At 61.1% G+C, this 20659-nt stretch carries 23 protein-coding genes; 11 read left to right on the top strand and 12 right to left on the bottom strand.

From position 1 onward, the window contains the following. The first annotated feature begins 48 nt into the window (after positions 1-48). The 4 genes from HCZ30_RS06160 (at position 49) to HCZ30_RS06145 (ending at position 5220) form a co-directional block, all read left to right on the top strand. On the top strand, positions 49-471 hold the full coding sequence (locus HCZ30_RS06160; RefSeq protein ID WP_167637409.1) for a DUF1178 family protein: 423 nt from the start codon (positions 49-51) through the stop codon (positions 469-471). A gap of 99 nt (positions 472-570) precedes the next feature. Continuing rightward, positions 571-1827, top strand: coding sequence for an aspartate kinase (locus HCZ30_RS06155; protein WP_167637408.1), 1257 nt, complete (start codon positions 571-573; stop codon positions 1825-1827). Positions 1828-2078: 251 nt separating this feature from the next. Then, positions 2079-4322 (top strand): phosphoenolpyruvate--protein phosphotransferase, encoded by a 2244-nt coding sequence (gene ptsP / locus HCZ30_RS06150; RefSeq protein ID WP_167637543.1) that lies wholly within the window; start codon positions 2079-2081, stop codon positions 4320-4322. A 172-nt stretch (positions 4323-4494) separates the two neighbouring features. After that, positions 4495-5220 carry a helix-turn-helix transcriptional regulator gene (locus HCZ30_RS06145; protein ID WP_167637407.1) on the top strand — a complete coding sequence of 242 codons (726 nt, stop codon included), beginning with the start codon at positions 4495-4497 and terminating at the stop codon, positions 5218-5220. Here HCZ30_RS06145 and HCZ30_RS06140 read toward each other — a convergent pair. Continuing rightward, on the bottom strand, positions 5217-6008 hold the full coding sequence (locus HCZ30_RS06140; protein ID WP_167637406.1) for an EcsC family protein: 792 nt from the start codon (positions 6006-6008) through the stop codon (positions 5217-5219). The two genes, HCZ30_RS06145 and HCZ30_RS06140, sit on opposite strands and share 4 nt — an antisense overlap. Continuing rightward, positions 5974-6528, bottom strand: coding sequence for a GNAT family N-acetyltransferase (locus HCZ30_RS06135; RefSeq protein WP_167637405.1), 555 nt, complete (start codon positions 6526-6528; stop codon positions 5974-5976). The genes HCZ30_RS06140 and HCZ30_RS06135 overlap by 35 nt, the downstream gene beginning before the upstream one ends. 80 nt (positions 6529-6608) lie before the next feature. Between HCZ30_RS06135 and HCZ30_RS06130 the strand changes: the two genes are divergently transcribed. From HCZ30_RS06130 to HCZ30_RS06105, 6 genes are all read left to right on the top strand, one after another. Beyond that, positions 6609-7220, top strand: a complete 612-nt coding sequence (locus HCZ30_RS06130) for a flavin reductase family protein (RefSeq protein WP_167637404.1) — start codon at positions 6609-6611, stop codon at positions 7218-7220. A gap of 66 nt (positions 7221-7286) precedes the next feature. After that, entirely contained in the window at positions 7287-8156 is an 870-nt protein-coding gene (locus tag HCZ30_RS06125) for an S-methyl-5'-thioadenosine phosphorylase (RefSeq protein WP_175580980.1), read from the top strand. A 34-nt stretch (positions 8157-8190) separates the two neighbouring features. Continuing rightward, positions 8191-8721 carry an adenine phosphoribosyltransferase gene (locus HCZ30_RS06120; protein ID WP_167637403.1) on the top strand — a complete coding sequence of 177 codons (531 nt, stop codon included), beginning with the start codon at positions 8191-8193 and terminating at the stop codon, positions 8719-8721. A gap of 40 nt (positions 8722-8761) precedes the next feature. Continuing rightward, complete coding sequence (locus HCZ30_RS06115; protein WP_167637402.1) at positions 8762-9595, top strand: hypothetical protein; 834 nt, start codon at positions 8762-8764, stop codon at positions 9593-9595. Between the two features lie 11 nt (positions 9596-9606). After that, positions 9607-9768, top strand: a complete 162-nt coding sequence (locus HCZ30_RS16870; protein ID WP_167637401.1) for a hypothetical protein — start codon at positions 9607-9609, stop codon at positions 9766-9768. Then, complete coding sequence (locus tag HCZ30_RS06105; protein WP_167637400.1) at positions 9768-9965, top strand: hypothetical protein; 198 nt, start codon at positions 9768-9770, stop codon at positions 9963-9965. Before HCZ30_RS16870 ends, HCZ30_RS06105 begins: the two co-directional genes overlap by 1 nt. On the opposite strand, the gene HCZ30_RS06100 is transcribed toward HCZ30_RS06105, so the two are convergent. The 10 genes from HCZ30_RS06100 to coxB all read right to left on the bottom strand — a co-directional run bounded on the left by HCZ30_RS06100 (position 9962) and on the right by coxB (position 19006). Continuing rightward, positions 9962-11374 (bottom strand): FAD-binding oxidoreductase, encoded by a 1413-nt coding sequence (locus HCZ30_RS06100; RefSeq protein WP_167637399.1) that lies wholly within the window; start codon positions 11372-11374, stop codon positions 9962-9964. The two genes, HCZ30_RS06105 and HCZ30_RS06100, sit on opposite strands and share 4 nt — an antisense overlap. A gap of 70 nt (positions 11375-11444) precedes the next feature. Continuing rightward, the gene (locus tag HCZ30_RS06095) at positions 11445-12029 is read right to left on the bottom strand and encodes a GNAT family N-acetyltransferase (RefSeq protein WP_167637398.1); all 585 of its coding nucleotides are present in this window, start codon (positions 12027-12029) and stop codon (positions 11445-11447) included. Continuing rightward, positions 12029-13294 (bottom strand): M16 family metallopeptidase, encoded by a 1266-nt coding sequence (locus HCZ30_RS06090; RefSeq protein ID WP_167637397.1) that lies wholly within the window; start codon positions 13292-13294, stop codon positions 12029-12031. The genes HCZ30_RS06095 and HCZ30_RS06090 overlap by 1 nt, the downstream gene beginning before the upstream one ends. After that, positions 13291-14688: a threonine synthase gene (gene thrC / locus HCZ30_RS06085; protein ID WP_167637396.1), complete on the bottom strand. Its 1398-nt coding sequence runs from the start codon at positions 14686-14688 to the stop codon at positions 13291-13293. The genes HCZ30_RS06090 and thrC overlap by 4 nt, the downstream gene beginning before the upstream one ends. Positions 14689-14691: 3 nt before the next feature. Next, positions 14692-15372 carry an SURF1 family protein gene (locus tag HCZ30_RS06080; RefSeq protein ID WP_167637395.1) on the bottom strand — a complete coding sequence of 227 codons (681 nt, stop codon included), beginning with the start codon at positions 15370-15372 and terminating at the stop codon, positions 14692-14694. 90 nt (positions 15373-15462) lie between these two features. Then, positions 15463-16272: a cytochrome c oxidase subunit 3 gene (locus tag HCZ30_RS06075; protein ID WP_167637394.1), complete on the bottom strand. Its 810-nt coding sequence runs from the start codon at positions 16270-16272 to the stop codon at positions 15463-15465. Between the two features lie 24 nt (positions 16273-16296). After that, entirely contained in the window at positions 16297-16890 is a 594-nt protein-coding gene (locus HCZ30_RS06070; protein ID WP_167637393.1) for a cytochrome c oxidase assembly protein, read from the bottom strand. Beyond that, complete coding sequence (locus HCZ30_RS06065; protein WP_167637392.1) at positions 16887-17096, bottom strand: hypothetical protein; 210 nt, start codon at positions 17094-17096, stop codon at positions 16887-16889. The genes HCZ30_RS06070 and HCZ30_RS06065 overlap by 4 nt, the downstream gene beginning before the upstream one ends. 3 nt (positions 17097-17099) lie before the next feature. Continuing rightward, on the bottom strand, positions 17100-18032 hold the full coding sequence (cyoE, locus tag HCZ30_RS06060; protein ID WP_167637391.1) for a heme o synthase: 933 nt from the start codon (positions 18030-18032) through the stop codon (positions 17100-17102). 65 nt (positions 18033-18097) lie between these two features. Further along, positions 18098-19006, bottom strand: coding sequence for a cytochrome c oxidase subunit II (gene coxB, locus HCZ30_RS06055; RefSeq protein ID WP_167637390.1), 909 nt, complete (start codon positions 19004-19006; stop codon positions 18098-18100). A gap of 200 nt (positions 19007-19206) precedes the next feature. On the opposite strand from coxB, the gene tldD reads away from it, so the two are divergent. Next, a complete protein-coding gene (gene tldD, locus HCZ30_RS06050) occupies positions 19207-20628 on the top strand; it encodes a metalloprotease TldD (RefSeq protein ID WP_167637389.1) in 1422 nt (473 codons plus the stop codon). Positions 20629-20659 lie beyond the last annotated feature (31 nt).

The following is a 20659-nucleotide window of genomic DNA, read 5'->3' as shown; positions in this document are numbered from 1 at the left end:
TAGATAGAGTAATCTAAGGCACTTGGCCGAAAAGGTGAAACCCGCCAGATGATCCGCTACACGCTCAAATGTGACCACGACCACAGCTTTGAAAGCTGGTTCCAGTCCGCCGATGCGTTCGACAAACTCCAGTCGGCCGGCATGGTGGCCTGCACCGCTTGCGGATCGACGAAGGTCAGCAAATCGCTGATGGCTCCCTCCGTGCGTACCGAAACGGCCACGGAAAAGCCCGCGCTCACCGCCCCTGCCACCCCACAGGAAGAGGCGCTGACCAAGCTGCGCAAGCATGTCGAGGCCAATTCGGAATACGTCGGAATGAAGTTCGCCGACGAAGCCCGCAAGATGCACGACGGCGACACGCCGGAGCGTCCGATCTACGGCGAGGCGAAGCCGCAGGACGCGATCAAACTGATCGAAGACGGCGTTCCGGTCCTGCCGCTGCCATTCGCGCCGCGAAAACAGACAAACTAGCCACAATATATGCTGTAAAACTGTTACAGCACTGCTTTGGCCAATTGCCCTTCGGTCCAATTGCCTTTATTCGGGCCGCGATCTTTTGAAGGGACAGCCATGCCGACGCTTGTCATGAAATTCGGCGGGACTTCGGTCGCCAATCTCGACCGCATTGCCCGCGCTGCAAAACGTGTCTCGCTCGAAGTTGCCAAAGGCTATGACGTCATCGTCATCGTTTCGGCCATGTCGGGCAAAACCAACGAACTCGTCGGCTGGGTGAATGAGACCTCGCCGCTGTACGACGCTCGCGAATACGACGCTGTCGTCTCGTCGGGCGAAAACGTGACCGCCGGTCTGATGGCGCTCCGTCTTCAGGAAATGGATATCCCCGCGCGTAGCTGGCAGGGCTGGCAGGTTCCGCTGCTGACCAACGGCGCGCACGGTTCGGCGCGGATCGAAGACATCCCGACCGATAACATCAACAAGAAGTTCGGCGAAGGTATGCGCGTTGCCGTGGTTGCAGGTTTCCAGGGTCTGTCGCCCGAAGGCCGCATCACCACGCTGGGCCGCGGTGGCTCGGACACCACTGCCGTTGCATTCGCTGCCGCCTTCGGCGCAGAGCGTTGCGACATCTACACCGATGTGGACGGCGTCTACACGACCGACCCGCGCATCACGTCGAAAGCCCGCAAGCTCGACAAGATCGCTTTCGAAGAAATGCTGGAACTGGCCTCGCTCGGTGCGAAGGTTCTGCAAACCCGTTCGGTCGAACTGGCCATGCGCTATAATGTAAAGCTGCGCGTGCTGAGCTCGTTCGAAGAACCGTCAGATGACGCAGGCACGCTGGTCTGCGCAGAGGAGCAAATCATGGAATCCAACGTCGTTTCCGGTGTCGCCTATTCCCGCGAAGAAGCGAAAATGACCCTCGTCACCATTCAGGACAAGCCGGGCATCGCTGCGTCGATCTTCGGTCCGCTGGCGGACGCAGGTGTGAACGTGGACATGATCGTCCAGAACATATCGGAGCAGAACTATCAGGGCCACGCCGGCGGCGTCACCGATATGACCTTCTCCTGCCCGATCGAGCAGCGCGCCCGCGCCGAAAAGGCACTGAACGATGCCAAGGAAAAGGGCCTGATCGAGTTCGATCGCCTCGAAGCAGACACCGAAGTCGCCAAGGTTTCGGTCGTCGGCATCGGTATGCGCAGCCACGCAGGTGTTGCCGCCAAGATGTTCGACGTGCTGTCGAAAGAGGGCATCAACATCAAGGTTATCGCAACCTCGGAGATCAAAATTTCGGTTCTGATCGACCGCAAATATATGGAACTCGCGGTTCAGGCGCTGCACGACGCATTCGAGCTCGACAAAGCCTGATCCGGCAAAAAATGAAGACTTCGAGAGGCCGCCTTTTCGGGCGGCCTTTTTATTGTGCAAATCTGCTCGCGCGCCGCACACTTGTAAGTCGAGTTTCCGTGACTAGGTCGTATTAAGCATTGAAATATTGAAACAATTTTCTGCATCGCAGAATAAATACGATCAGTTGCACGGCAGTTATTTTTGAATGAACACTCCCAAATTGCCCGCCGTTCGCCTATACAGACCCTAACGAGGGAGCGGGAATGAAAATGGCCGAACGGTTCGAGACTGACAGCCGCAAAATGCTGGTTCGTCTGCGCGACACTATGGCAGAGGACAGCGCGGGCCAGACACGGCTCGACAAGATCGTGCACCTCATCGCAACCTCGATGCAGACCGAAGTGTGCTCCATCTACCTTTTCCGCGATTCCGACACGCTTGAGCTTTGCGCGACCGAGGGCCTGCAAGAAGAAGCCGTCCACAACACGCGCCTACGCCTTGGCGAGGGTCTTGTGGGCCGCGTTGCGCGCTCCCGCCAAGTCATCAACACCGCCGATGCCCCTGCCGAGAAGGGTTTCCGCTACATGCCGGAAACGGGCGAGGAACGCTACTCGTCGTTCTGCGGCGTCCCGATCCAACGGCTTGGCTCCGTGCTCGGCGTACTGGTCGTGCAGTCGAAAGACGCCCGCCAGTTTTCGTCCGACGAGGTCTACGCGCTCGAAGTCGTCGCGATGGTACTGGCCGAGATGACAGAGCTTGGCGCGTTCATCGGTGACAGCGACGCCCTTTCCGCGCGTCATCAGCAGCCGATCATGTTCCGCGGTGTCCTCGGTCAGGAAGGCGCCGTCGAGGGTAACGTCTACCTTCACGAGCCGCGTGTCGTCGTCACCAACCCGATTGCCGAAGACATCGACCGCGAGCTTGAGCGCCTTCAGGCTGGCGTCGATCAGCTGCGCATCTCGGTCGACGAGATGCTGAACACCACGACCACCGTAAACGCCGAACAGGTGCAGGTGCTTGAGGCTTACCGCATGTTCGCCAATTCCAAGAGCTGGCGTCGCCGGATGGAAGAGGACGTCAAAAGCGGCCTCTCTGCCGAAGCTGCGGTGGAAAAAGAACAATCGCTGGCCCGTTCCCGCCTAAACCAGTCGGGCGATGCCTACCTGCGCGAACGTCTGCACGACCTCGACGACCTGTCGAACCGTCTGCTGCGTATCCTCACGGGTCAGGGCAAGGAAACCGGCGCAGAAATGCCCGAGAACCCCGTTCTCATCGCGCGCAATATCGGTCCGGGTGAGCTGCTGGAATACGGCAAGTCGCTGAAGGGCATTGTGCTGGAAGAAGGCAGCGTCGGCTCCCACGCTGCTGTGGTGGCCCGCGCGTGGGCGATCCCGCTGGTGATCAACGCCCGCAACATCACGACCGAAGCGCTGAACGGCGACCTGATCCTCGTCGATGGCGATCAGGGTGTCGTCCACCTCCGCCCCGATGAAAACGTGCAGAAGGCGTTTCAGGACAAGATCGCGATGCAGGCCCGCGCGCAGGAGCGTTATGCCTCGATCCGCGACCTGCCCGCGACTGCGCTGTGCGGCAACACCATCAATCTGAACATGAACGCGGGCCTGATGGCCGACCTGCCGTCGCTGCCCAGTTCGGGCGCCGAAGGCGTCGGCCTCTTCCGTACCGAGCTTCAGTTCCTGATCCGCAACCAGATGCCCAAGCGCGCCGAGCTTTCCGCGCTCTACGCCCGCGTCATGGATGCCGCGAAGGGCAAGCGCGTGGTGTTCCGCACGCTCGACATCGGTTCGGACAAAGTGCTGCCCTACATGAAGCCGAACGACGAGCCGAACCCCGCGATGGGCTGGCGTGCGATCCGTGTCGGCCTCGACAAACCGGGCGTGCTCCAGATGCAGCTTCAGGCGCTGCTGCGCGCGGCCAATGGGCGTCCGCTGTCAGTGATGTTCCCGTTCGTCGCGCAGATGACCGAGTTCCAGGAGGCTCGCGCAGAGCTCGACAAGATGGTCGAACGCGAGATCATCCTCGGTCATCCCGTCCCCGAAAAGATCGAAGTCGGCGCGATGCTGGAAACGCCCAGCCTCGCCTTTGCCCCCGATGCGTTCTTTGAACAGGTGGATTTTCTGTCCATCGGCGGCAACGACCTCAAGCAGTTCTTCTTTGCTGCCGACCGCGAAAACGAACGCGTGCGCCGACGCTATGACACGCTCAATTGCAGTTTCCTGTCGCTGATCGAAATGATCGTGCAGCGCTGCGAAAAGGCTGGAAAGCCCGTGTCGTTCTGTGGTGAGGATGCCGGCCGCCCGATTGAAGCGATCTGCCTTGCGGCCATCGGTCTGCGCAGCCTGTCGATGCGCCCCGCGTCCATTGGTCCGGTGAAGCACCTGCTCCGCCGCGTGAACCTCAATGACGCAAAAGACGTGATTTATGAATCGCGCGAGCGCGGAGACCAGTCGGTCCGCGAGTCGATTACAAACTGGCTCGCTTACGGCGGTTGACCAATGCGTAAAGGAGTGATCAAGCTAGGGCCACTCACTACCCCTCGGCAAATACGCCTCGCTCGCTCGACAAAAAAAGATCGTGATATAAAAAAGACCACTCCTTTACACCTTTAAGTGTATTGTAGGGGTATCGTCATTGATATCCCCTGAGAGGAGGGGGAAGATTTAGTTGCAGGTTTTAAGACGCGCCGTCGAAATCGAGCAGATGTCCGATAGTTCGGAAATTTGGTCGGCGCTTGTTCAGACGTTAGCCACCGAAGGGCTCACGTTCGTTAATTACATAACTTCGGACCCGGACCGGAAAGACGTAGAACTCCGCACGACCTGCCCCGCGCTTTACGAAAGCCGCGACGCAGCCTCTGACCCGTTTTTGCTTTACTGTTGTAATACTTACGCGGCCACGCCGACCGGCTCTGACCACGTGGACGACTACCCCCACTTGAGCCTCCATGACCGTCTGTTCATCCTGAAAGCGGGAAAGCTCGGCTTTCGCTCGGGCCTTGGTATTCCCATGCGGCTCTTCGGGGCGGGCCATTTTGGTGGGTTCAATATCGGTGCCGATATGCCCCGCGCCGAGTTCGCCAAGCGCTTTCATCACAGATCAGAAGAATTGCGGTTCTTCCTCATGCTGGTACATCGGAGGTTCGAGGAACTGTCTGGCGGCGGTCCCGTTAAAATTGCATTCGATTTGAATGAGAAGAAGTTCGCATCACTGTCCCCGCGCGAGGCGGAGGTGCTGTCGATCGTCACGAGCGGCGTGACACAGAAGGAGTGCGCGCGCATCTGCGGGATTTCCCACTACACGGTCGCCGAATACCTCAAAAGCGCCTATCGCAAACTGGGGGTCCGCAACCGCGTGGAGGCGACCCACATGATAGCTAATCACAAACGCTAGGCCGTCGGCACCTTACGTCCAAGCTGCTTGTGGAACTCCTCGATCACCTGCTGGTCGTCGTAGAGGCGCGCAAGCTGGCGCAGGGCAAAGTGCACATGCGCCAGTTCGGTGTAGTAGCTGACGAACGCAAGGTTGGTGCCCGCACCTGCTGCGGCGCCGATGACAGGCACGGCTTGCGAGGCGAGTTTCTGGGTAATGACGGCACCGAACTTGGGCGCAACCTTGTTGATGAGGCCGTGCACCGCGGGGCCTGAAATGCTGAGGCGCGCGCCGAAGAACGCGGTATCCAATCCGTCGTCGTCCGCGCCGATATTACCCGCACCGAACACACGCAGGCACTCCATTCGGGTGACTTCGCTTTCGGGATCTTCGCCGTATTCAGCGGCGATGGACAAGACAGAGCGGAAGATGACCGTGGTCGTCACAGGGATCTCTGCCAGCGCGGTGGGCAATCCGCCGAAGCCGCCGACAGCACCCGAAACGGCAGCGGCCAGCTTGTGACTGCGGCTGGAGGAGACCTTGCCCAGCGGTCCACCACGCGACGCCTTTGCGACGTTGAAGCTCTGCTCCAGCGCGGCTTTGGCGATGTTGTCGACCTGCTTGCGGAAACCTTCGGGGAGCAGCTTCATGCCGTCCTCGACCTGATTGCCGACGAAGTTGATGGCTTTCATCAAAACGCCGCCCGCCTTGCGTTGACGCACGGCGAGGGCCGCGATCTCTGCGCGGGCCTGATCGGTCAGCGGTTGGTCAGGGTTAACGACTTTGAGCGTCGGCGTGTTCTGGTCCATGATCGTTAAGATGGGGCCGCCCGCCCGGATTGCAATCCGGCGCTTGCGTCACATCACCATGAACGCCCACCCACGCACCCGGCGCGAGGTCGTACCCCAGCACGCGGTCGGGGTTGGTCGGCGGCGGCATCAGCACCCCTTTGAGCGGGAAAAACCCGAACCGTTTGTAGTAGGGATAATCGCCCACGAGCATCACGCGGCTCCAACCCAGATCATGCGCGCGGTTCAGAACCTTGCGCATCAGGATGCCGCCCACGCCTTCGCCCTGACGGGTCGGGTGGACGGCAACAGGGCCGAGGAGGATCGCCAGACGGTCGCCGACATGCACAGGCCAGTTGCGGATCACGCCCGCCAGAATGCCGTCGTTATCACGTGCCGTGAAGCAGAGCTTTGCCACAGGATCGACACCGTCACGCAGACGGTAGGACGACAGCGCCGTCCGGCCCGGAGCAAAGCAGAGGTCGTAAAGCGCCTCGACTTCCCACCAATCGTGAGCCGTTTCCTCTGCCAATTCGATCATTAGGACAGGATTCTCCCCTTCTCTCTGGATTGCGCCGTAACATGACGCTACCTCTGCCGCAAACGACAAGAGGGCGACCGATGTTCTATAAACCGACCGAAGGCCACGGCCTGCCGCACAATCCCTTCAGTGCGATCGTATCCCCGCGCCCGATCGGGTGGATCTCGACCCGCGGGAATAACGGGCTTGATAACCTCGCGCCGTATTCCTTTTTCAACGCAGTCGCTTACGAGCCGCCGCAGGTCATGTTCGCCGCCAACGGCTCCAAGGCAGACCGTGATTTCGGCAAGGACACCCTTTCCAACATCCGCGAAACGGGCGTGTTCTGCATCAACATCGTGGATTACGCCTCGCGCGATCTGATGAACGCGACCTCCGCCAGCCACCCCGCTCATGTGAACGAATTCGAAGCGGCAGGCATCGACCATATGGAGTGCGAAACCATTCCTTGCGGCCGTGTCGCCAAGGCTCCTGCATCGCTCGAATGCCGGATGACGCAGATCGTGCAGCTCGAAGGCAAAAGCAGCCACGCTGTCTTTGGCGAAGTCATCGGCATCCACATGCGCGACGACTGCGTGATCGACGGCGTGTTCGACGTGACGACGTTCCAGCCGCTGTCCCGTCTTGGCTACCGCGATTACGCCGTGGTCAAAGAGGTGTTCTCGCTCACCCGTCCCGACGACAAAAAGTAATCTTTGCCTTGCACGGTGTCCGCGCCGTGGGCAACGTAGGTGCGGAACACAACCATAGGGTGCATCATGCAGACAAAGATCGGGATCATCGGCGGATCGGGCGTTTACGACATCGCGGGGCTTGAGAGCCGCGAATGGGTGAGCGTCGAAACTCCGTGGGGGATGCCGTCCGACGATCTACTGACCGGCACCTACAACGGCACCCCGATGGTGTTCCTGCCCCGCCACGGGCGCGGACACGTCCAGACGCCGAGCACGGTGAACTACCGCGCCAACATCGCCGCGCTCAAGATGATGGGCGTGACGGATGTGTTCAGCGTTTCCGCCTGCGGGTCGTTCCGCGAGGAAATGGCCCCCGGTGATTTCGTGATCGTCGACCAGTTCATCGACCGCACCTTCGCGCGGGAGAAAACGTTCTTCGGCCCCGGCCTTGTCGCCCACGTCTCCGTCGCCCATCCGACCTGCGCGCGCCTGATGGACGCCGCCGTAGCCGCTGCTGAAAGCGCGGGCGTGACGGTCCACAAGGGCGGCACCTACCTCGCGATGGAAGGGCCGCAGTTCAGCTCTGCCGCCGAAAGCCACATGTACCGCGAGTGGGGCTGCGCCGTGATCGGCATGACCAACATGCCTGAGGCGAAACTCGCCCGCGAAGCAGAGCTTTGCTACGCCTCGATCGCCATGGTCACCGACTACGACAGCTGGCACCCCGACCACGGCGCGGTCGATGTGTCCGACGTGATCGCCACGCTCAAAGGCAACTCGACCAAAGCCGTCGACACCGTCGCCGCCCTCCCCGCGCAGCTGCCCGCCGACCGTACGCCCTGCCCCTGCGGCTGCGACACCGCGCTCGAATACGCGATCATGACCGCGCCGGATAAGCGTGAGCCCGAGATGATCGACAAACTGCGGGTGATTGCGGGGCGGGTTCTGGGCTGATACCTCGCCTCTGTAAGGACCAAAGGATCTGGCCATGAAAAACGTCAAAGATTACATCCGCACCATTCCCGACTTCCCCCACGAAGGCATTATGTTCCGCGACGTGACCACGCTGTTCAGCGATCCGCGCGGGTTTCGCATGGCCGTGGACCAGCTTGTCTATCCCTACATGGACGTACAGATCGACAAGGTGATCGGCCTTGAGGCGCGTGGCTTCATCCTCGGCGGCGCGGTGGCGCACCAACTAGCCGTGGGGTTCGTGCCCGTTCGCAAAAAGGGCAAATTGCCGGGCAAAGTGATCTCGCAGGACTACACGCTGGAATACGGTGAAGCGACGGTCGAGATGCACGACGACGCCCTCAAAGCTGGCGAGCGCGTCCTGATCGTAGACGACCTTTTGGCCACAGGCGGCACCGCTGCGGCGGGGATCAAGCTGGTCGAACGCCTTGGCGCAGAAGTCGTCGCCTGCGCATTCGTCGTGGACCTGCCAGAGCTTGGCGGGCGCAAGGCGCTGGCTAGCATGAATATCGACGTACATACGATCTGCGAATTCGAAGGCGCCTGATCCGGAAAACAGGGTGGCTGCCAAATCTTGAGGAGACTTGATGACCACCCTGCACCGTCCCGAAGAACTTGACGCCGCGACGGCTCGCCTCGCCCGCAAGCTGGCGCCTGTTCTGATGTTGGACAGTGGCGAGCCCTTTGCCCCTGATACTGTCGGCGTGACACGGCTCTCGGTCGGGGAGCCGTCGCCCAGTTGCCCCCACATTCCCACAGCGCCGAACAGCACCACCTGCGTGCTGGAGTTCGCGATCTGGTGGGCTGGGGCTGGGAACACCCCACACAACTACAATCTTGAACACATCTGGATCGCAGTCGATGCGGACGGCAATGGCCTTTCCGTTTCGGCAAGCGCCCGCGGCGGGGTTGTCGACCTTCCTGATGCCGAATGGACCGACGGTCGGCCTGTGATCTACTGCGTACCGAGCAAGCGCATGTTTGCCTCAACGCCTGACGCCATCAAGGCCCTCAGGAGTACCAGTGCTTCGGGCGAAGGCATCTTGATGAACGACATGTTCGCCGCGCAGCTCAGCTTCGTGACGCCGTACGATCAATTTCTCGTTCGCGAAGACCTTCGCTCGCTCCGCCCTACACCAACGTTCAAATTGACCCTCGCCGCTCCCCTCAATGAGGCCCGCTTTGTGAGCTGGGACGAACTCGCGCTGGAAATCCCACACATCATCCGCGACCAATGCGAAGATCTCCGCCGCCGCAGGCGAGGTCTCAAAGCCGTCTTCCTCGACAGTGGCGATACCCTCATCAAAGAGATGACAGAAGTTTTCGACGCTCAGCTTGAGGGCCTCGTCCTCAGCGCCGAGCCGATCGACGGCACGCTCGACCTCATGGATGCTCTGAGAGGCCGCCAACGGCGCTCGTAGCCGATGGTCGGGTGCAGAGCTTCCGGAACGTCCACGGCGCGCTAGGTTTCTTCGATCACTTCGACGCTCGCGCGATTTCTGAAACGGTCGGAGTAACCAAACCCCACCCGCTCATGTTCATTGATGCCATGCGCAAACTCGGCCTCCGCGCGAGGACGCGAGCGGCATCCTGATGGTCGGCAACAACCTCCACCGCGATATTCGCGGCGCGCGGCGGCTCGGCATCGGCACGATCTGGCTGAACTGGAACGACCGCTACGACCGCACGCCGCTGGACCCGATGGATCAAGCCGACCACGAGGTCAGAACCCCGCGCGACGTGCTCGCGCTGATCGAAAACGAACTCGCCGCATCCGGTTTCAGCGACTAAAGGGGCCGCAGCACCGCACCAGGGTTCATGATGCCCTTCGGGTCAAGCGCCTGCTTGATCGCCCTCATCATCGCCAGCTTTTGCGGGTCCGCATATTTCTCAAGGTCCGCGACCTTGAAACGCCCCACGCCATGCTCTGCGCTGAACGAGCCTTCGTACTTCGCGACCAGATCGTGGATCGTGTCTTTCACGGCGGTCTTCAGATGATCGTATTCGTCACGCGTCCGCCCCTCGGCAGGGAAGACGTTGTAATGCAGATTGCCGTCGCCCAAGTGGCCGAAACAGTTGATGCTGAAATCGCCGACCTTGGCCAGAACACCCGGCGCTTCAGCGATATAATCGGGGATCAGCGACAACGGGATCGAGATGTCGTGCGACGAAATCGAGCCGATGCGGCGATTGCCCTCGGGAATGTTCTCGCGAATGCTCCAGAAGGCCGCGCGCTGCGCCTCGCTTTGGGCCACGGCACCATCGGACACCAGCCCCTGCTCCATCGCAGCCACAAACAGCCCTTCAAGTGCATCCTGCGGAGACTGCCCTTCGGCCAGCCCAAGGTCGATCAGCACCGACCACTCGGGCAGTTCCTCGAACGGTTTCGCGAATTCAACGCCAGTCTCTTCCATGAACCGCAGACCCTGACGGTTCATCAGCTCGAAGCCCGAAATCCCCTCACCAATCCGCGCCTGCGCGAGCGCGAGCAAATCCAGCGCAGCTTTCGGCGAGGGCACAACCATCACCGCCGTCCCGTTCGACACAGGTTGCGGCACCAGCTTCAGCGCAGCCGCTGTGATAATCCCAAGCGTCCCTTCCGCGCCGATCAGCAGATCGCGCAGATCATAACCGGTATTGTCCTTGCGCAGCCGCGTCAGCCCGTTCCAGATCTCGCCTGCAGCCGTCACGACCTCAAGCCCCAGAACCTGCGCCCGTGCATTGCCGTAACGCAGAACGTTCAACCCGCCCGCATTGGTGCCAAGCAGCCCGCCAATCCGTGCAGTGCCTTCCGACGCGAGCGACAGCGGAAACAGACGCCCGACATCCGCCGCAGCCGCCTGCACGTCCGCCAGAATACAGCCCGCGTCACAGACCAACACGTTCTCGGTCGGGAAAACCTCGCGGATGGAGTTCATCCGCTCTAGGCTTAGCACCACAGGCACCGCGCCCTCGCCGGAAACCTGACCGCCGACAACGCCCGTGCCGCCGCCATAGGGCACAATCCCCACGCCTGCCTCGGAACACGCCTTCACGATAGCAGCAACGGCCTCGGTGTTTCGCGGCGCCAGCACGGTTCCGCGACCCGTCCACCGACCGCGCGGCTCTTTCAGGTACTTCTCGCTATCGGCAATCACGAGGTCCTGCCCAAGTGCCTCCACCAGTCCTGCAATGAATTCAGGGGTCGCGTCGTTCAGCATCGGGGCCTCCTGCCTTTGTGCTCCAAATATCCCGGGGGTGAGGCCGCAAGGCCGAGGGGGCAGCACCCCCTTAACCGACGTCGGTGCGTCCCCGACGGTCGGCACGCAAATTGGCGTAGAGCACGTGGTTCCGCCAACGTCCGTTGATCTGCAAATAACTCTGGGCCACGCCTTCGTACTTGTACCCGCAGCTTTCCAGCAGACGGCGCGACGGCGCGTTTTCGGGCAGACATCCTGCCTCGATCCGGCTCAGGTCCAGATCGACGAAGGCGTAGTGCACGACAGCGAGGATTGCCTCGCGCATATAGCCCATCCGCGCAAACTTCTCGCCAGTCCAATAGCCGGTGGTGCCCGATTGCGCAGGTCCACGGCGAATATTGTCGAGCGTGATCGCGCCTACAAGCTGCTGGTCTTCGCGGCGGATCAGGAACAGCGGCAGCGCCGTCTGGTTAGCGATGGACCGCTGGGACCAGTAGACGCGGTTGGTGAAGGCCTTGCGCGACAGGTGATCGTCAGCCCAGGTCGGCTCCCAAGGCGTCAGGAACTCGCGGCTCTGGTGGCGCAGTTCCGACCACCCACGCCAGTCGCCATGCTCCGGCGGGCGGAGTGTCAGGCGCTCTGTTTCGAGCCGGACTTTCCGCTTGCGTGCGAGCATCAGGCAGCGAGCCTCGCGCGTAATTCTTCGAGCGTCGGAGCCTTCTGGCCCGGACCGTAGATCGCCATCGCGGTCGCGGCCTCGCTCGCCATCTGCTCTGCGAAGGCGTTGACCTTTTCGACCGTGACGTTGTCGACATGCTCGACAACTTCATCGAGCCCGATAATGCGGTTCTTGGAATGCAGCATGTGCGCAAGACGCTCGGCACGGCTCGACGGGCTTTCCAGCCCCATCAGCAGGCTCGCCTTCATCTGCGCACGCGCGCGCGCGACCTCGGTCTCGGTCAACGAGCCGACGGCGCGCTTCATCTCGTCGATGGTCAGTTCGGCAAGGTTGCCGATCTGATCCCCCGAGGTCCCCGCATAGAGCGTCATCATACCGGTGTCGGCATAGGCTCCCATCTGCGCGAAGATCGAATAGCACAGTCCGCGGTTCTCGCGGATTTCCTGGAACAGGCGGCTGGAAATGCCCCCGCCCATCGCCGACGAATAGATCTGCGCGGTGTAGATCTCGTCATCAAGGTAGTTCGGCGCTTCGAAGCCCAGCGTGAAGTGGACCTGCTCCAGCGCTTTCAACTCACGGCGCTCGCCGCCGCTGAATGCAGCGGGCGTGTAGGCCAGACGCGAGCCTTTGGGTTTCAAATCGCCGAAGATCTCTTCGGCCTGCGCGACGATCTCGTCGTGATCGACGGCACCGGCGGCGGCGAGGATCATGTTCTCTGGCAGGTACTGCTCGGACATGAAGCCCGACAGATCGACCGACTGGAACGCCGATACACGCTCGGACGGGCCGAGGATCGTGCGGCCCAGCGGCTGATCGGGATAGGCAGCCTCTTGCAGCCAATCGAACACGATGTCGTCGGGCGTGTCGTAGGACAGACCGATTTCCTGAAGGATCACCGACCGTTCGACGTCGACGTCATGCGGGTTGAACACCGGATTGATGAGGATGTCGCCGATGATATCCAGCCCCAGCCGCACGTCCTCTTCGAGCACGCGGGCATAGTAGGCCGTCATCTCGCGGCTGGTGTAGGCGTTGATATAGCCGCCTACATCCTCGATCGCCTCGGCGATTTGCAACGCAGTGCGCTTCTTGGTGCCCTTGAACGCCATGTGCTCAAGGAAGTGCGCAATACCGTTCTGCTCGATCCGCTCGTTGCGAGCGCCCGCCATGACCCATACGCCAATCGAGGCCGACTTCAGCCCCGGCATAGTTTCAGTTGCGATACGGAACCCGTTCTTCAGGGTGTGGGTGCGGATAGTCAACGCGCGCGACGCTCCCGGATGATTGCCTGTAGGGCCGCAAGGTCGTTTGGCACCTGCGTTACCCGTTCCGAACGTTCATACAGGTCGGCCATGCGCGGGGGAAGAGGCGGACGGATACCCGACGCATTTTCAACGGCATCGGGGAACTTGGCCGGATGCGCGGTGGCGAGGGTGATCATCGGCACTTCGGGGTTATGACGCTGGTGCGCATAGCCCACGTGGACGCCAACGGCGGAGTGCGGGCAGAGCAGTTCGCCGGACTCGGTCAGGGTCGATGCGATGGTGATCGAGGTGGTTTCTTCGTCAGCCTTACCGCTGTCGTAGTTCTCGCAGAGCGCAGCCATCGCGTTATCCGAGATACGGAACGAACCCGAATTTTTCAGCTCGTCCATCAGCGAAGAAACCGCCGCGCCATCCTTGTCGTGCGCCCAGAACAGGGCACGTTCGAAGTTCGACGACACTTCGATGTCCATCGAGGGAGAGATCGACGGCTTCACGCCTTTCTTGGCGTAGTCGTTCGATTCCATGCAGCGGTGCAGGATGTCGTTCTGGTTGGTCGCGATCACGAGGCGGTCGATCGGTAGGCCCATCTGCTTTGCGATGAAGCCCGCGAAAATGTCGCCGAAGTTGCCGGTCGGCACGGTGAAGGACACTTTGCGGTGCGGTGCGCCAACGCTGACAGCCGACGAGAAGTAGTAAACGACCTGCGCCAGAACGCGGCCCCAGTTGATCGAGTTCACGCCAGCGAGGTGCACTTCGTCGCGGAAATCGAAGTCGTTGAACATGTCCTTGAGCTTGCTCTGACAATCGTCAAAGTCGCCTTCGACGGCGAGCGCGTGGACGTTGTCCTCGACCGAAGTGGTCATCTGGCGGCGCTGCACTTCCGACACGCGGCCGTGCGGGTACATGATGAAGACATCGACGTTGTCGAGGCCGCGGAACGCTTCGATCGCTGCCGAGCCCGTGTCGCCCGAGGTCGCACCGACGATGGTGATGCGCTTGCCCGAACGTGCGAGGGCGGCCTGCATCATCTGACCGATGATCTGCATGGCGAAGTCTTTGAACGCCAGCGTCGGGCCGTGGAACAGCTCCAGCAGGAAATGGTTCGGGGCGAGCTGCACCAGCGGCGCGCGGGCGATATGACCGAAGCTGCCGTAGGCTTTGGCGATCAGCTCGCGGAATTCTTCGTCGGTAAAGGTGTCCGCAATGAACGGCTTCATCACCGCGAATGCGATCTCTTCATACGATTTGCCAGCCAGCGCCGCGATCTCGTCCGCCGTCATGGTCGGGACGGTCTCAGGCACATAGAGGCCGCCGTCACGGGCAAGGCCGGTCATCATGGCTTCTTCAAAGCTCAGCGAGGGGGCCTGTCCACGGGTCGAGATATAGCGCATTGGTTAAACCTTCTTGGATTCTTTGCCGGAGCGAATGAAGAAATAAACGGACATGACCGCCCAGACCAAGGCCAGACTGAACCATGTGATGACATATTCGAGGTGGTTGTTGCGGATATTCACCGTATCGACCGGCACGGGGATGACACGCGGGTCCGGTGCGCTCGATGCGCGAAGGGCCACCATCAACGGTTCGGCGTCCAGCGTGTCGCTCATACGGGTCACATCGCGGGCGAACCAGATGTTCTTTTCCAGATCGGGCGCAGGCGAGCTATCCGCCGCATCGTCAGGCCAGATCAGGTTGCCGATGATCCGCTGCTCACTCAATGCAGGCGCGGTGTCTTTGGCTTCGAGCGACAGGATCCCCTCGTCCACCATAATATTCCGCCCGTCCACATCCCAGAGCGAGATGACGCGGTAGCCGGTGCCCGCCTTGGTGCCGGATGACAGGACGTGCAGTTCCTGCCCCGTCGGCGTGCCGGTCAGCTCCACCGGTTTGTAATCGTCAGCCGCCGGATCGGGATTTTCGGGCAGCGCGACAGGTTCGGCGACCAGACGCGATTCCATCTCTTCGATGATGCCGAGCTTCCTTTCGAGCCGCTGCATCTGCCACATGCCGAGCGAAATCAGGATCACCACACCGCCGATCCCGAGGGTCAGTAGAAACAGTAAACGACGGCTCATATCCGGTCTCCTCATGCAAAACCGCGCGGAGTTGGCTCCGCGCGGTTCATTGTCCTTTCAGAGCGGAGGGTCAAGACCCGCCGGCAATGATTAGCCTGCCATGCCCCAGATGTAGACGGCGGCGAAAAGGAAGAGCCAGACAACGTCAACGAAGTGCCAGTACCAAGCAGCAGCTTCGAAACCGACGTGCTGGGTCGGCGTGAAGTGACCCTTCATCGCGCGCAGGAGGCAGACGAAGAGGAAGATGGTACCGATGATGACGTGGAAGCCGTGGAAGCCGGTTGCCATGAAGAAGGTGCCGAAGAACACGTCACCGCTGAGGGTGTAGCCTTCGTGGGCAACCAGTTCATAGTATTCGTAAGCCTGAAGAACCGAGAACAGCAGACCGAGGACGATGCCGAGGGTCAGACCGTTGACGAGGTCCTTGCGGTTGTTCTCGTGAACCAGCGCGTGGTGGGCCCAGGTGACGGCAGCGCCCGAGCACAGCAGGATCAGGGTGTTGATCAGCGGCAGGTGGAACGCGTCGACGGCCAGAATGTCTGGACGTTCGTAGCTCGTGCCCATGTAGGTCCACATCGGGTACATCTGGGTTTTGAAGAACGCCCAGAACCATGCAACGAAGAACATGATCTCCGACATGATGAACAGGATCACGCCGTAGCGCAGGCCGATGCGAACAACCGGAGTGTGGTCGCCGGTCTGGCCTTCTTTAACCACGTCAGCCCACCAGCCTGCTGCGGCGTAGACGGTCGCGATCAGACCGATGAAGAAGAGGTACGGCATGTCGTTGGCCATCCACATGACAGCGCCGAACAGCATGACGAACGCGCCGACCGACGAGATGAAGGGCCAGATCGACGGCGGAAGGATATGAAAATCGTGGTTCTTAGCGTGAGCCATTTCGGTTTTCCCTGCGGCTGGTCTTTAGTTATTTGCGGTGGCGACAGGCGCCGTGACTTCGAGAGCTGCATGAGCATCAGGCAGCGGCATCTCATAGAACGTGTAGCTGAGCGTGATCGTGTTCACGTATTTCGCGTCACGATCCTCAACCATCGCCGGATCAACGTAGAAGCTGACAGGCATCATAACCGTTTCACCAGGCTGAAGCACCTGTTCAGTAAAACAGAAACATTCGATTTTGTCGAAAAAGTTGCCGGCCTCGTAGGGCACGACATTATAGGTCGCCTGACCACCGATCGGACGGTCGGTCGGGTTATGCGCCTCGTAGTAGGCCAGAGCGTTCTGGCCGATCTTCACGGTCATCTCGCGCTGCGCGGGCTTGAAATCCCACGGCATGGCCGGATCGGTCGAGGCGTCAAAGCGGATCGTGACCTCGCGATCCAGCACGACATCGCTGCCTACTTCGGCAGTATTGGTTACGCCGCCGAAACCGGTGACGGCACAGAACCAGCTATAGAACGGAACCGACGCCCACGACAGGCCGCCCATCAGGACGACGACGCCGAGCAGCATCACGACGGTGCGCTGCGGACCTTGCAGGTTAGGAAAAAGCTTCACTGAGTACCCTCCCCTTCGGTTTCATCAGGCAGAAGCGCCGGACGCAGAACGTGGTCATTCGACTCGAACTGGCGCGCATCGCCAAGCTGCTGGACCTTGACCACGGTGAGGCCCAGAACCATCGCGGCAAACGCCAGCAGAAGGATCAGGACGCCGTAGTTACGGCCTTTGCGGCGCTGGTGGAGTTCGTGTTCGACTTTGATCATGGCTTATCCCCACAGTCCTGCGGATTGCAGCGTCGCGTCGATCATCAGCGCAGCGAAGTGCAGGAAGAGATAGGCGAGCGACACTTTGAAGGCGCGCTTCTCGGCGGCGAAGTTGTCGGCCTCCGCCTGCTCCTCATCGCGGCGCCATACTTTGTAGCACGCCTGGAGGAACCACAGGTTCAGGACGACAGCCGTCACAGCGTAGACCGGACCACCGATCTGGGTGAAACAGATCGCGAGCGAAACCGGCACCAGCGCGACCATGTAACCCATGATGTGGTTACGGGTGACGCGGCGGCCATGCGTTTCGGTGAGCATCGGCACACCGGCGCGGCCGTAGTCGGACTTCACGAAGATCGCCAGCGACCAGAAGTGCGGCGGGGTCCACATGAAGATCAGCGCGGTCATCAGAACCGATTCAATGCTGACAGTGCCGGTCACGCAGGCCCAACCGATCATCGGAGGCAGTGCGCCGGACAGACCGCCGATCACGATGTTCTGCGGCGTCGAGCGCTTCAGCCACATCGAGTAAACGACAGCGTAGAAGAAAATCGTGAAAGCGAGCAGCGCGGCAGCGAGGAAATTCGTCGCGAGGCCGAGCAGGATAACCGAGAAACCGGACAGGGCCAGACCGATCGCCAGCGCCTCTTCGGGCTGGACGCGGCCCGACGGGATCGGACGGTTCGAGGTGCGCTTCATGATGCGGTCGATGTCGGCATCCCACCACATGTTCAGCGCGCCCGATGCACCGCCGCCGACGGCGATGCAGAGGATGCTGACGAACGCGATGAAGGGATGGACATGACCCGGAGCGGTCACAAGACCGACGAGCGCAGTGAACACGACCAGCGACATCACGCGCGGCTTCAGAAGGGCGAAGTAATCACCCATACCTGCTTCGCGTGTAGCCGTATCCTGCATGCTGACGTCAGTCATTGCTTTTCCTTATCGAGTATGGGGCGGATGCGTGTCCCGCCCCAGATGCTTGAGGGAAGAGACGATTACCAAGCGACGTAGTCGCCGTCGTTCTTCACGCGGTCGAGCCACGCTGCGTATTCTTCTTCGCTAACCACTTTAAGGGTGATCGGCATGAAGGCGTGGTCCTTGCCGCACAGTTCCGAACACTGGCCGAAGTAGATGCCTTCCTGCTCGGGTGCAAACCACAGCTGCGCGAGGCGGCCCGGAACGGCGTCCTGCTTCACGCCCATGGCCGGCATGGCCCAGGAGTGGATGACGTCTGCGCCGGTAACCTGCATGACGATGGTCTTGCCAACCGGAACGACGACCGAGGTGTCGGTTGCCAGAAGGAAGTCCTTACCTTCGTAGCCGTAGCGCTCCATGACGGTGTCCATGTTCGCGCTGCGAACGAACGGGATCACGCCAGCGTCTTCGTCTTCCGAAGTCAGGGTGTTGCCGTGGCCGACCATGTAGCTGTCGAACGATACGTCTTCGTCAACGTATTCGTAGTTCCAAGCCCACTGGAAGCCGGTGACCTTGATGACGATATCGCCTTCGGGGAATTCCTGCTGCTTGAAAAGGGTCGGAAGCGAGAACGCACCGATGAAGACGAGGACGACGATCGGAACGATGGTCCACGCGATTTCCAGCGGCGAGTTGTGAGTGAAGGTAGCCGGGGTCGGGTTCGCACGCTTGTTGTAGCGAACGATAACCCAGAGCAGCAGACCAACCACGAAGATCGTGATGGCGGTGATGATCCAGAGGATCATGCCGTCCAGCCACTGCAGGTCGCGGGCCAGCTCGGACGATGCCGGCTGGAAGCCGATACCGTTGTCGTGCGGCGCACCGACGATCGGCAGATCGGCGAGAACGTCTTGTGCCTTGGCAGCTACGCCGGCGAGGGTCAGGCCGGCAGCGGCCATCAGCTTGGTGACGAGATTGGTCAGTCGCATGTCATACCCTGTCTTAGTCGGGGCCCGATATTTGCCCCGGTGCTCGGATTCCGTCAAAACACTGTGAGAACGGTTGCGGACGGAATCCCGTTGTCTCCGCCGATGCATGTCACATATCCTGCGTCACAACTCAAGAACTGCAATTGCGGCAAACGGACGCTTTTTGACCTAAATCAATGTCGCAAGGAGAAAAAACATAAATGTTGGATGACCGCTTCCGCCCCTTCGAGACCTATCTGGATCAGGATTCGGCCCAGCAGTTGCTGAATCAGGCCACAGAGGGTGCTGACGACGGCGAACTGTTCCTCGAACGTCGCCGCTCGGAAATGCTGGTGCTGGACGACGGCAATATCAAAACCGCGAGCTACGACTCTTCCGAAGGTTTCGGCTTGCGTTCGGTCCGCGGAGAGACCTGCGGCTACGCCCACTCATCTAATATAGACGAACATTCGCTGCGCCGCGCCGTGGAGACAGCCCGCCTTGCCGTGGGCGAGGGCGGCGGCACGATCGCCCTGCCCCCGCAGGCCACTAACAAGAAACTCTACAGCGACATCGACCCGATTTCCGAAGCGACTTTCCCGTCCAAGATCGACCTGCTGCGCGAGATCGACACCTTCGCCCGTGAGCTCGACAGCCGCGTGGTTCAGGTCTCCGCCGCGCTCGGTGCGTCGCTTCAGGAGGTCGTCATTCTGCGCCCCGAAGGCACGCTCGTGACCGATGTCCGCCCGATGAGCCGTTTGAACGTTTCTGTCATCATCGAAGACGCCAACGGTCGCCGCGAGTCGGGCAGCCACGGCGGCGGCGGGCGTGAAAGCCTGCTCGGCGTGATCTCCCGCGACAACTGGGAGCCCGCCGTCCGCGAGGCTCTGCGGATTGCGCTCGTGAACCTCGAAGCCGAGTCTGCACCCGCTGGCGTGATGGACGTTGTTGTCGGCCCCGGCTGGCCCGGCGTTCTGCTGCACGAAGCGGTTGGGCACGGTCTTGAGGGCGACTTCAACCGCAAAGGCACCAGCGCTTTCGCGGGCCGCATTGGTGAACAGGTCGCGGCCAAGGGCGTCACGGTGCTGGACGACGGCACGATCCCCGGTCGTCGCGGTTCGATCACCGTCGATGACGAAGGCACCCCGTCGAACGCCACCACGCTCATCGAGGACGGCATCCTCGTCGGCTACATGCAGGACCGCCAGAACGCCCGCCTTATGGGCGTGCAGTCCACCGGCAACGGTCGCCGCGAAAGCTACGCCCACCTGCCGATGCCGCGCATGACCAACACCTATATGACCAGCGGCAATGCCGACCCCAAAGACATCCTCGCGGATCTCGCTGACGGCATCTACGCCGTGGGCTTCAGCGGCGGTCAGGTCGACATCACCAACGGCAAGTTCGTTTTCTCCTGCACCGAAGCCTACCGCGTGAAAAACGGTGTCGTCGGTGCACCCGTCAAAGGCGCGACACTGATCGGCGACGGCCCCAGCGCGATGGGCAAGATCCGCGCGATCGGCAACGACATGGCGCTTGATCCGGGCGTTGGAAACTGCGGCAAGGCGGGCCAGTGGGTGCCAGTTGGCGTCGGCCAGCCGACCCTGCTGATCGGCGGCCTGACCGTCGGCGGCTCGGCCTGATTTTACGAATACCGTTTACCGCCGGTTAACC

The organism is Marivivens donghaensis (assembly GCF_011806565.1).
GTDB lineage: Bacteria > Pseudomonadota > Alphaproteobacteria > Rhodobacterales > Rhodobacteraceae > Marivivens > Marivivens donghaensis_A.
The sequence above is the reverse complement of the archived record's forward strand: the minus strand, read 5'-3'. Positions and strand labels throughout refer to the sequence as shown.